Genomic DNA, 11,374 nt, shown 5'->3' on the forward strand with positions numbered 1-11,374 from the left:
ATAAATGAAGTTCTCCACGTCCCGAAACTTTCCAGGCATCTGGTGAATCAGTTGGATCGACACGTAAACTAACGTCAGTTTCCAACTGTGTTTTTAAACACTCTTCTATTTTTGCAGAGGTAATATATTTTCCTTCTTTTCCCGCAAACGGACTATTATTAACGAGAAAGGTCATTTGTAATGTTGGCTCATCAATATGAAGCGGCGGCAAAGCTTCAGGATGGTCTACTGGACAAATGGTTTCCCCAATATTTATTTTATCCATACCTGAAACGGCGACGACATCTCCTGCTTTTGCTTCATTGATTTCAATCCGTTTTAATCCGAGAAACCCAAATAATTTCGTTACACGAAACGTCTTCTTAGAACCATCTTGTTTCATAACAACAACTTGGTCGCCGACTGTTATTTTCCCACGTGTAACCCGGCCAATTCCAATCCGCCCAAGATAATCGTTATAATCAAGTAACGTTACTTGTAACTGTAAAGGTTCTTCACTAGAATCAATTGGTGCTGGAACTTTATCGACTATCGTTTCAAAAATTGGTTCCATTGACTCCGACTGCTCTTCTGACTCATAACTAGACGTACCATTAAGTGCCGAAGCATACAGCACGGAAAAGTCAAGTTGCTCATCATTAGCCCCAAGTTCTACAAATAAATCAAAGACTTGGTCAATTACTTCTTCTGGTCGTGCGTTCGGTCGATCTATTTTGTTTAAGACTACAATTGGTTTTAAGTTTTGGTCCAATGCTTTTTTAAGAACGAAGCGAGTTTGCGGCATTGTCCCTTCATACGCATCAACAACTAAAATAACCCCGTCCACCATCTTCATAATACGCTCAACTTCCCCACCAAAATCGGCGTGACCAGGTGTATCTAGGATATTAATCGTTTTATCTTTATAGTGAATCGCCGTATTTTTGGCTAAGATAGTGATACCCCGTTCTCTTTCAATATCACCCGAATCCATCGCCCGCGACTCCACTTGTTCATGTTCCTTAAATGTTCCCGAATATTTTAATAATTGATCAACTAATGTTGTTTTTCCATGATCAACATGGGCAATTATAGCAATATTCCGGATATCTTCTCTTAATTTCATACATGTACGCTCCTCATGAATTAAAAACTCTAAAGCGGTACTAGTATACCATATGAATGACTGTTCCCCGAAATAATTTTTCTTTTATTAAAATAAATGATTGCGTTATTTATGGTGTGATGAATATCGTTCTACGTCCTCAACATACCCGACATCTTCATCACTATTGGGATACATTTCATTATAATTATCTCTGTCACCGTAAAAATCGGATGCAGTTTCTGAAGTCCCGTATCGACTTACTTCTTGCCAGGCATCCTCCGCATCATAGCCTACCTGCGTTTCATCTGTTCTTTCATTAGGGTTTATATTCGGGCTAAAAACCTCTTCTTCCACTGGACGACTTCTGTTAAAAATCACATCATTATCTTCTGCGTGTTCCCGACATGTATCAGCTGTCGGAACAGCTTTTAGACGGTCATATGCGATGTCCATGCTGCAAACACGGCATATACCATACGTACCTTCATCTATCGCATGAAGCGCTTCATTTATTGCTTCAAGTTCTCTTTCTGCATGTTCGTTTAGGGCGATGTCTTTTTCCCTTTCATACATTTCCGTTCCCATATCTCCAGGATGGTTATCATAACTTGATAATTCCCCAACAGCATCCATAAATGAAGTTTCTAATCCAAAACGATCTTGTACTTGGCTGATCATTTCACTTTGTCTGGCTAACAATATTTCTTTAAATTCACTTATTTGCTCATTTGTCAGCATAAAAATAACCTCCAATTATATAGATAAACAACAAGCATCTCTTTACTGTTGCGGAATTACGATCCTTTATATCCTATATACCGATCATCACTACTTTTTAAACATAAATCTATCCCATTCCTTTAAAATGCATTAAACTCGCCTTCGTTCTTCTTTATACTATGTGTTATAAGTAGAAAATGATTCTTTATTTCCGCTTAAAATGTATGTTATTATGTGGGTTAGATGGTAATTTCGTTGAATACTTTTTTATGAAGGAGAAGATCACTTTGGCAAATAAACAAACGATTGGTTTTATTGGTACAGGAGTTATGGGAAAAAGCATGGCACATCATCTAATGAATGCCGGGCACCCATTACATGTGTATACAAGAACTAAAGAAAAAGCGAATGAACTTGTACAAGAAGGTGCTATTTGGGAGTCGACAGTTGCTGAATTGACAAGTGCATCTGATGTGATAATAACGATGATCGGCACACCAGCTGATGTAAAAGAAGTTTACTTTGGCAAAGACGGAGTTATTGAACATGCAAAACCAGGTACATACATCATTGATATGACAACATCAAAACCTTCGCTCGCAATCGAAATATACGAAAGAGCTAAAGAGAAAGAGGTGTATGCATTAGACGCTCCCGTTTCTGGAGGAGATGTCGGCGCCAAAAATGCAAAACTTGCCATTATGGTCGGTGGTGACCAAGATGCTTTTGATAAAATGCTACCGATCTTTAACATCATGGGTGAAAATATTATTTTACAAGGTGAAGCTGGTGCAGGTCAACATACAAAAATGGTCAATCAAATTTCAATTGCTCCTGCTATGATCGGTCTTTGTGAAGCGCTTATGTATGCAGAAAAAGCCGGACTAAACCCTGAATCTGTTCTCGAATCTATTTCAACTGGCGCGGCTGGTAGCTGGTCTTTATCTAATTATGCCCCACGGATGATCAAAGGTGATTTTGCTCCAGGATTTGCAATTAAACATTATATTAAAGATATGAAGATTGCGCTTGAATCTGCACAAGAAATGAATCTTTCAACACCCGGACTTTCCCTCGCGCTCGAGATGTATGAAGAACTAGCTAAGAGAGGTTGGAAAGAAAGTGGCATTCATGCTTTAATAAAATATTTCGAGTAAAGAGTATAAAATACTTTACTCGAACGGCTATGGAAATTCATCGGTGTGAGTATTTATGCCGCTGAATGACTCGGTTAAGATGCTGAGTCGCTTGAGATTATGCTGAGTGGCTCGAATAGATGCTGAGTCACTCGAATTTATGCGGAGTGGCGCAGAAAGATGCTGAGTCACCTGAAATTATGCTTAGTCGCTCAGAAAGATGCTGAGTCGCTCAGAAAGATGCTAAGTCACTCGAAATTATGCTGAGTCGCTCGGAAAGATGCTGAGTCACTCGAAATTATGCGGAGTGGCACAGAAAGATGCTTAGTCGCTGAAAATTATGCTAAGTGGCACACAGTACAGCTATTTCTAGCTATTGGCTTTTTTCTTATCTATTTCTTCTTGCACAACAAATGCTAGGTCATCATTACCAAACAATTGCAGGACTTGTTGGAGCACTGCTACAGAAATTTCTTCAGACTCTTCTTTAGAAACTGTTTCTTCCATTGCTTCAAGTAACAATTTATTTTCAGGCTGACTAGGATAGGCCTTTTCATAAAGCACTTTTGCATCTAAATCATTATTCACACACCACTGGGCGAAAATTAAAACCATCATTTTTTCATCGTTTTGGTACTGTTCGATTATACTTTTATCCTTTTCGCTCATTTTCATTCGAATCACCTATTATTGTTCAATTTTTCTCAACATAAACACCCACATAAAAGATAAAGCTTGTTTTAACTGTCTAGAAAGTCCGTTCACATGCTGCTCTTTTACCTCTCTTTTATAGACCCCATAACTGTCCAAAAGCTTAAAGCCACTTTCTTTTGCGAGTTGCAAAAACTCCCATGGCATCATCGCATTAAGAATTACATTTTCACCATAGATTTTAGGATAACCGTGGGCTCTAGGTCCTGCTGTCGGCCCCAAAATTCCCACACATAGAACCCCATTGTTTGTTAATATTCGCTTTATTTCTTTTAGTGACTTTGATGGGTTATCCGTCCACTCCAATACATTAATCACCATGCCGCCATCAAAATAATTATCTGGATAAGGAAGTTGATTGACATCTCCTTGCTGAAATCTGATTCCGGTATCGTTAAATTGCTGTCTTGCTAAATCGACCATTTTCATAGAAATATCAATGCCCGTCGCTTCATATCCAGACTTTTTTAATTTATTCGTACCATAGCCGTCACCACAACCAATATCAATTATTCTAGACCCGAGTTTAATATGTTTTTGAATAAAGGGAATGATATCTTTCCGACTACCTGAATCCCACATGTTTTTACTTCTTTCACTCCAAAATGAAGCTTGATCATCCCACTCTTTTTGTGCTTTTTTTTGCCAATCAAAAGAGCAAATCACTTTCCCCGCCCCCTCTTAACCGAACAAAATTACCTCTTAAAATTTTAAAAGGACTTACCTCTAATGAGATAAGCCCTTTAACGTCTATGAATTATAGTGCAGAAACGTTAGCTGCTTGTGGTCCACGATTTCCTTCGACGATTTCGAATTCAACGTCTTGACCTTCTTCAAGCGTTTTGAAACCTTCAGATTGGATAGCTGAGAAATGAACGAATACGTCGTCTCCGTCTTCACGCTCGATAAATCCGAAGCCTTTTTCTGCATTAAACCATTTAACTTTACCAGTCATCATGATGAATGACCTCCTTATACAAATATCGTGCAAAGTAATTGAATCAATACCTTTACACCACTTTGTTAAAGAGATCGTAAAGTATTATTTTAATCAATTGCCTTTTGCTACTATTAACTTTACCCTTTCTCACAATAAAATGCAAGGGAATAGCTAATTTTATTAAATTATTTTTTCGACATGAGCTTTTTCGACATAAATCTCTCCGTTTCGACACAACCTAAGCATAATTATCTTTATTATGACGAGGTGCGTAACATTGAATGATTCTCTTGTAGTTTTTGTTCGTGCAATTATAGCCTTTTTTACATTGCTTATTTTCACAAGAATTTTAGGTAAACAACAAATTAGTCAATTATTTTTTTTTGATTATATAACTGGTATAACCATCGGATCCATTGCGGCAACTTTGACTACAGACCTTACAAGTAGAGCATGGCCTCATTGGGTCGGACTTTTTGTCTGGGCATTTCTTGTTTTTGTATTGCAATGGGGAAATATAAAAGGACGTACTTTTGCTAAATATATTGACGGAGAACCGGAAATCGTTATTTTAAAAGGTAAAATCATGGAGGAGACATTAAAAAAGACGAGATATCGAGCAGCGGATTTATTAAAATTACTTCGTTCCAAAGATGTATTTGATATTAGCGAGGTTGAGTATGCAGTACTTGAAACAAGTGGAGAATTATCTATTTTAAAAAAGTCAGAAGTTCAGCCAATTACGCCCAAGGATATTGGACTGTTAACATCTTATAAAGGATTAAGCAAGGAATTAATATATGACGGAAAAGTAATGGAACAAAATTTAAACTATATCAATCGAGATAAAGAATGGTTACTTAATCAAATACGAGCCCATGGATACGGCTCTTTTGATGAGGTTTTTTTAGCACTTATAGATGAATCAAATAAGATGTTCATTGACGGATATCGGGATTCCATAGAAAAAGGCAGCGAAAAAAGACTAGAATAGGTGATTGAAATGAAAAAAAGCGTACGAATTATAATTCCAATCATTTTATTAGGAATATTTATTTTAGCGATGACAACTGGAGGGCTTTTGAAAAAGCCGATGTCTGATGAAGATGATCTCATTTCCTTTATCGAAAAAACAGAAAAAGAAGTGTTAAATCAAGATTGGAAAAAAGCTTCTACACACCTTAGTGATGCAAAAAAAGCCTGGAAAAAAGTAGTCAGACGTATTCAATTTAGTGCGGAAAGAGATGAAATTAATGAACTTCATAAAACATTAGATAGAACACGAGGTTTTATTGAAGCAAAAGATAAGGGCGGAGCGATGGCTGAATTAGCGGAAGCACGTAATATATGGAAAGAGCTTGGAAAATGAATACTTCCTCTATTTAATTTTCTTTCAAAATTAGAAGAGGGTGCTTCATAATTTCTTAATTTATTTTTAATGTAAGACGATAGACTTTTTAGTTTGACAAATTGATTCGGATACATATTTCTAACGTCCGACCATTTCATAACTTTTGCACCATCACCTTTATCTTCATTATATCGTCTGTTCATGAAGAACTTTCTCAATGTATAGTCAATTACCAAAAGAAGTAACCGCCTTTCTCCAATGGTTAGCGGATTACTTCTTGAAGTAATTGAAACTTATTAGTCAGCCACTCTTTATACGACTATAGTTACTGAAACTTGAGAGTTATAGCTGCTTGACAACTTTCAATAATTTTAAAAATTACCCTGTCAATTGAATAGGATGAAAAATATATACTGCCCAATTACCCTAACCCGCTGCATAAGCTTTTCAATCGATCGGCCGAATGACCGCACGGACGGGACTTCCATCAGCACCTACCAACTTTAAAGGCAAGGCTATTAGTTCATAAAATCCTGACTCTACCTTATTCAACAATAAATTTTCTAAAATATAAACTCCATTTTTATAGAGTGCATGGTGAGCACTTACTGACTTACTATCAACAGGGTCAACAGACGGAGTATCTGTGCCAATTAAAAAGATACCTAACGCCTTTAAGTACGCCCCTACATCCGGGGATAATACAGAAAACTCTCTCGGAAAACTAGTTGGGTCACGCTCTTTTTCCGTTTTAAGTAAAAGACGCTTAACTCCTCTTAAATCAAACGTTTCTAAAATAGATCTATCTATCATTTTGTGCTCTGTTACGTCGATAATTTTAGCCGGTCCAATATAAATATTCGGGTCTATTTGATGTATTTGTTCTCCATCATTATCAAAATGAAACGGCGCATCGACATGAGTACCTGTATGAACGCTCGATGTAAATTGACCAATATTTACAGAACCTGTTTGTTTTTGGGTATAACTTAATTCAAATTGATATGGGGTGTCTCCCGGCCAAACTGCAATGTCTTTCGTAAGCGGTTGTGTAATATCTATCCATTTTTTCTCCATCCTATCCCCTCACGATACCTAATGTATTTAAGAAAACAATCACAATTGTTATTGGAACAACCCAGGTCATTAGTGCCCGCCACACGGGATACATACTACCTGTTCCTTTTCTCCCCAGTTGGTATTCTTCTTTTACAAGTGCCTTATCCGCTTTATGAATGATAAAAATTGCAATTAATAAACTTCCAAGTGGCAACATTATATTACTAACTAAATAATCCGTTGCATCAAAAATACTTTTATGAAAGATTTCCACTCCGGCCAATGTACTTGAAGAAAGTGCAGAAGGAATCGCAACGATCATTAATACCAATCCCAATACACAAGTCACTGTTGTCCGTGAAAATTTGCCGTTTGCAATAAACGCTGCAACGATAATTTCATATAAACTAAAAGATGAAGTCAGTATCGCGAATAAGAATAGTAATAAAAACAAACTTAAAAAAATTGAACCAAAAGGTATCTGGGCAAATGCAGCAGGGAGAACCATAAATAATAAGCCAGGTCCGTCTGTAGGTTCTAATCCTAAAGCAAATACAACTGGAAAGATTGCTAAACCAGCTAATAGAGAGACAAATATATTCATTCCAACTACCGCTCCGGCAGAGGAAGTTAAATTAACATCGCGCTTTAAATAAGAACTGTACGTAACCATACAAGAAAATCCAACTGCTAAGGAAAAGAACGACTGTCCAAGAGCATATAATAATGATTCAGCATTAATATTTGAAAAATCTGGCGCTAGAAAAAATCGAATACCTTCCATTGCTCCATCTAATGTTAGGGAACGAATTACTAATATAATGAAAAATACAAATAACAATGGCATCATATATTTATTCGCTTTTTCTATACCGTTTTGGACTCCCATTGATATGACAAGAACATTAATAATGGTAAACAATAATAACCCGAACATCGCAATCCCCGGACTGCCTGCTACCGAGCCGAACAACGCTTCATAATTCGCACCTTCGGAAATAATTTTTCCCGGGATACTCATCCCAGTGTAAATTAGTACCCAGCCACCGACAACACTATAAAATGTTAAAAGTAAAAAACAGCCTAATACTCCTAATCTCCCTATCCAAACCCACATACTATCTGGAGCCAACTTTTTATAGGCACTAACCGCTTCTCTCGCTGTCCCTCTACCGATAATAAATTCAGAAATCAACATTGGCAGACCTATAACGAGCGTAAAGATGACAAAGATAAGGAAAAATGCTCCCCCTCCACTCATTCCCGTGACATAAGGAAGCTTCCAAATTGCTCCAAGTCCTATTGCCGCTCCAGCCGAAGCAAGGATAAATCCTAATTTGGATGTCCATTGTTCCCTTTTTTCTTCCATCCCATTCCCTCCATTTTCATCTCTTATAACGTTGTTCGTAAATCCCATAATTCTGGGAAAAAACGATGTTCTAAAACTTCTTTTAAATAGTTAACACCAGATGACCCTCCTGTCCCTATTTTAAATCCGATAATTCGTTCTACTGTTTTCATATGCCGAAAACGCCATTGTTGCAGCCAATCTTCTATATCAACTAATTTTTCAGCCAACTCATATAAATCCCAGTACTTCTCCACATTTTTATACACTTCTTCCCACGCCGCTTTAACCGTAGGATCACCACTATAAATAATAGAATAATCTCGATTAATTAGCTGTTCTTTAATGGGAAAACCAGCATCCGCCAACGCCTTTATAGCTACATCATAAATACTCGGTGCTTTATATGCTTCCATAAGAGCGTTATAAATAGCGGGGTCATTTTCGTAAATTTTTAAGATATGTTTTGATTTATATCCAAGCGCAAATTCAATTAATCGGTATTGATACGATTGAAATCCAGAAGCTTTTCCGAGTTTATCCCGAAACTCTAAATATTCAGCTGGGGTAAGGGTGGCTAAAACATCCCAAGCTTGAATGATTTGGGTTTGTATTCGTGACACACGTGCCAACATCTTAAATGCATTAGATAGTTTTCCCCCGGCAATAGAGTCAATTGCCGATGTTAACTCATGAAGAATTAATTTCATCCACAATTCACTCACTTGATGAATAATAATAAATAACATTTCATCATGGTGACCAGACAGACGATCCTGACTAGTTAAAATTGTATCCAAATGTAAATAGTCGCTATAGGTCATGTCATCTTTGAAGTCAGTATGAATCCCTTTCTCATTCTGTAAATTTTTATATAAATCAGATATTGACTTCGACATATTTATCCCTCCTGGAGATATTATGCGATCACATTTCGCTCATTTTTAAATTGTTTATATGTCTCGTTTTCCATAATACTTTTTAAAATTTGTACCGCTTCCCAAACTTCTGTAAATGTATTATAAAGAGCCACTGGTGCTAGGCGTATTCCATTTGGCCCTCTAAAGTCTGGAATGACATGATGTTTTTTTAGCGCCTTACAAATCCTTGCCGCTTCCTCATGTTCCAAAAATATATGTGCTCCTCTTTTTTCCGCTTCTGTTGGAGTTCGATTGGTAAAAGCATATTCCCTAAGTTCTTGGTTAATTAGTTTATACAAAAATTCTGTTAACAGTAAAGACTTTTTACGTATTCGCTTCATTCCAACTTCTTGAAACATCGCTAACGAACCAAGTAAAGGTGCAGCACTTAATATATGAGGTGTTCCTGTTTGATATGCCCCTGCATGTTCAGCTGGTGTCATCTGATGATCTAAATCAAATTGTTTTTCTTTTTTAGACCCAAACCACCCGGCTAATCCCGGCGATTTACCGAAATGTTTTTTGTTTACATAAAGCCCTCCTACAGAACCAGGGCCTCCATTTAAATGTTTATATGTACACCAAAAGGCAAAATCTACTCCCCAGTTACTTAATTCATGCTCTATCGAACCAATAGAATGGCATAAATCAAACGCAACAAGAATTCCATGTTTGTGAGCTTCTTTTGTTATATACTCCATATCAAGTACTTGCCCACTTCTATATAAAACTCCACTTAATACTACCATCGCTACTTCATATGAAAATGTCGCAATAATATCTTCTTCATTAAGCAAGTCTCCATCTCTACTATTAACACGAATTAGATGGTCTTTCGGATCCAATCCATGGGCCATCAGATTAGATTTTACTGCATAAATGTCGGTTGGAAAATTTAATTCATCTATTACTATTTTATGTCTGTGCGAGTTTGGTTTATAAAAGGTCGTTAAAATTTGATGAAGGTTTATTGTTGTAGAACCGGTTGCAATTACTTCTTCTGCTTCAGCACCCAATAAAGGAGCTGTCATTTCCCCCAATCGTTCGGATAAATAAAACCAAGGTTCATCCCCTTCCGTCCAGCCATCTATCGCAAATTTCTTCCACGATTCAAGCATTTGTAAAAGCGCTTCCTCTGAACGCTTTGACAGAAGACCTAACGAGTTCCCATCAAAATAAATACTGTTTTTTGGAACGTAAAATTCTTGCCGATACTTTTTCAATTCATCTTGTTCATCTAGCTTTTTAGCTGTACTCCTAGTAAGAGGTAAGTCATTAAGCATATTAAAACCTCCTTATTTGAGAATATTGTTATATACAATATACATAACAAGGATAAAAGAGTAAATAGCCTTCCTTATTTGGTAAAAATAAATACTGGAGTCAAGTCGCAATTTTTGATACAATTGATTATTGCAAGATTATAAAAAGCAAATAAAACCTCCAATTTTTGTATCTTGTAAATATAAAAAACAGGTGGTAATAGTAATGGAAAAAGAAAAATATCAAGTATTACTCTACTACAAATTTGTTCCTATCGATGATCATGAACAATTTGCAGCGGAGCATTTAGAGTTTTGCAAAAGCCTTGGTTTAAAAGGTCGTATTTTAGTTTCTCATAACGGAATAAACGGCACTGTTTCTGGAACTGTTGAGCAAACAAATGCTTATATGGAAAAAATGCATGCAGATCCACGTTTTGAAGATACATTCTTCAAAATTGATGAACATGACGGTCATGCGTTCAAAAAAATGCATGTTCGTCCAAGAAAAGAACTCGTAACGTTACGTTTAGAAGAGCCTGTTGATCCAAATGAATTAACGGGTGAATACTTAAAACCAACTGAGTTTTATGAAGCGATGCAAGATGAAAACACCGTTATCTTAGATACTAGAAATGATTATGAATATGATGTGGGCCATTTTCGTGGCGCAATTCGCCCAGATATTCACAGCTTTAGAGAATTACCAGATTGGGTGAAGGAAAATAAACATTTACTTGAAGGCAAACGCGTTTTAACCTATTGTACAGGCGGTATTCGTTGTGAAAAATTCACTGGCTGGTTAATGAAAGAAGGGATTGAAGATGTCGCTCAATTAGA

At 36.7% G+C, this 11,374-nt stretch carries 13 protein-coding genes; 4 read left to right on the forward strand and 9 right to left on the reverse strand.

What is annotated here, in order from left to right:
• Window positions 1-1,105: GTP-binding protein (locus ACPYKA_RS13820; protein WP_479542823.1), on the reverse strand; the 1,105-nt coding region annotated here is incomplete at its 3' end.
• A gap of 105 nt (window positions 1,106-1,210) precedes the next feature.
• Window positions 1,211-1,825: a TraR/DksA C4-type zinc finger protein gene (locus tag ACPYKA_RS13825; protein ID WP_479542824.1), complete on the reverse strand. Its 615-nt coding sequence runs from the start codon at window positions 1,823-1,825 to the stop codon at window positions 1,211-1,213.
• A gap of 251 nt (window positions 1,826-2,076) precedes the next feature.
• Here ACPYKA_RS13825 and ACPYKA_RS13830 point away from each other — a divergent pair, with 251 nt between their 5' ends.
• Window positions 2,077-2,964, forward strand: coding sequence for an NAD(P)-dependent oxidoreductase (locus tag ACPYKA_RS13830; protein WP_479542825.1), 888 nt, complete (start codon window positions 2,077-2,079; stop codon window positions 2,962-2,964).
• A gap of 348 nt (window positions 2,965-3,312) precedes the next feature.
• Here ACPYKA_RS13830 and ACPYKA_RS13835 read toward each other — a convergent pair whose 3' ends face one another.
• The 3 genes from ACPYKA_RS13835 to ACPYKA_RS13845 all read right to left on the reverse strand — a co-directional run bounded on the left by ACPYKA_RS13835 (window position 3,313) and on the right by ACPYKA_RS13845 (window position 4,612).
• Window positions 3,313-3,618: a hypothetical protein gene (locus ACPYKA_RS13835; RefSeq protein WP_479542826.1), complete on the reverse strand. Its 306-nt coding sequence runs from the start codon at window positions 3,616-3,618 to the stop codon at window positions 3,313-3,315.
• A 12-nt stretch (window positions 3,619-3,630) separates the two neighbouring features.
• Window positions 3,631-4,320, reverse strand: a complete 690-nt coding sequence (locus ACPYKA_RS13840) for a class I SAM-dependent methyltransferase (protein ID WP_479542827.1) — start codon at window positions 4,318-4,320, stop codon at window positions 3,631-3,633.
• 91 nt (window positions 4,321-4,411) lie between these two features.
• On the reverse strand, window positions 4,412-4,612 hold the full coding sequence (locus ACPYKA_RS13845) for a cold shock domain-containing protein (protein ID WP_207519268.1): 201 nt from the start codon (window positions 4,610-4,612) through the stop codon (window positions 4,412-4,414).
• 259 nt (window positions 4,613-4,871) lie between these two features.
• Here ACPYKA_RS13845 and ACPYKA_RS13850 point away from each other — a divergent pair, with 259 nt between their 5' ends.
• Together ACPYKA_RS13850 and ACPYKA_RS13855 are read left to right on the forward strand one after the other, a co-directional pair.
• The gene (locus ACPYKA_RS13850; protein ID WP_479542828.1) at window positions 4,872-5,588 is read left to right on the forward strand and encodes a DUF421 domain-containing protein; all 717 of its coding nucleotides are present in this window, start codon (window positions 4,872-4,874) and stop codon (window positions 5,586-5,588) included.
• Window positions 5,589-5,597: 9 nt separating this feature from the next.
• Entirely contained in the window at window positions 5,598-5,963 is a 366-nt protein-coding gene (locus tag ACPYKA_RS13855; protein WP_479542829.1) for a DUF4363 family protein, read from the forward strand.
• Between the two features lie 429 nt (window positions 5,964-6,392).
• Here the strand turns inward: ACPYKA_RS13855 and kynB are convergent, their stop codons facing one another.
• From kynB to kynU, 4 genes are read right to left on the reverse strand one after another with little or no spacing between them, the layout of a single operon-like run.
• A complete protein-coding gene (gene kynB, locus ACPYKA_RS13860; RefSeq protein ID WP_479542830.1) occupies window positions 6,393-7,022 on the reverse strand; it encodes an arylformamidase in 630 nt (209 codons plus the stop codon).
• A gap of 1 nt (window position 7,023) precedes the next feature.
• Window positions 7,024-8,373: a sodium-dependent transporter gene (locus ACPYKA_RS13865; RefSeq protein WP_479542831.1), complete on the reverse strand. Its 1,350-nt coding sequence runs from the start codon at window positions 8,371-8,373 to the stop codon at window positions 7,024-7,026.
• A gap of 23 nt (window positions 8,374-8,396) precedes the next feature.
• Window positions 8,397-9,251: a tryptophan 2,3-dioxygenase gene (gene kynA / locus ACPYKA_RS13870; protein WP_479542832.1), complete on the reverse strand. Its 855-nt coding sequence runs from the start codon at window positions 9,249-9,251 to the stop codon at window positions 8,397-8,399.
• 20 nt (window positions 9,252-9,271) lie between these two features.
• Window positions 9,272-10,555 carry a kynureninase gene (gene kynU, locus ACPYKA_RS13875; protein ID WP_479542833.1) on the reverse strand — a complete coding sequence of 428 codons (1,284 nt, stop codon included), beginning with the start codon at window positions 10,553-10,555 and terminating at the stop codon, window positions 9,272-9,274.
• 205 nt (window positions 10,556-10,760) lie between these two features.
• Between kynU and trhO the strand changes: the two genes are divergently transcribed.
• Window positions 10,761-11,374, forward strand: a 614-nt coding sequence (gene trhO / locus ACPYKA_RS13880; RefSeq protein ID WP_479542834.1) for an oxygen-dependent tRNA uridine(34) hydroxylase TrhO, incomplete at its 3' end; no start/stop codon positions are given.

The sequence above is a fragment of the Pseudogracilibacillus amylolyticus (SeqCode) genome, from assembly GCF_051918545.1.
GTDB lineage: Bacteria > Bacillota > Bacilli > Bacillales > Amphibacillaceae > Pseudogracilibacillus.

Excerpts from the sequence above, each read along its gene's own strand:
- ACPYKA_RS13835 (WP_479542826.1), bottom strand. The coding sequence starts at position 3,618 with ATGAAAATGAGCGAAAAGGATAAAAGTATAATCGAACAGTACCAAAAC.
- kynU (WP_479542833.1), bottom strand. The coding sequence starts at position 10,555 with ATGCTTAATGACTTACCTCTTACTAGGAGTACAGCTAAAAAGCTAGAT.
- kynB (WP_479542830.1), bottom strand. The coding sequence starts at position 7,022 with ATGGAGAAAAAATGGATAGATATTACACAACCGCTTACGAAAGACATT.
- ACPYKA_RS13865 (WP_479542831.1), bottom strand. The coding sequence starts at position 8,373 with ATGGAAGAAAAAAGGGAACAATGGACATCCAAATTAGGATTTATCCTT.
- ACPYKA_RS13825 (WP_479542824.1), bottom strand. The coding sequence starts at position 1,825 with ATGCTGACAAATGAGCAAATAAGTGAATTTAAAGAAATATTGTTAGCC.
- kynA (WP_479542832.1), bottom strand. The coding sequence starts at position 9,251 with ATGTCGAAGTCAATATCTGATTTATATAAAAATTTACAGAATGAGAAA.
- ACPYKA_RS13830 (WP_479542825.1), top strand. The coding sequence starts at position 2,077 with ATGAAGGAGAAGATCACTTTGGCAAATAAACAAACGATTGGTTTTATT.
- ACPYKA_RS13855 (WP_479542829.1), top strand. The coding sequence starts at position 5,598 with ATGAAAAAAAGCGTACGAATTATAATTCCAATCATTTTATTAGGAATA.
- ACPYKA_RS13845 (WP_207519268.1), bottom strand. The coding sequence starts at position 4,612 with ATGATGACTGGTAAAGTTAAATGGTTTAATGCAGAAAAAGGCTTCGGA.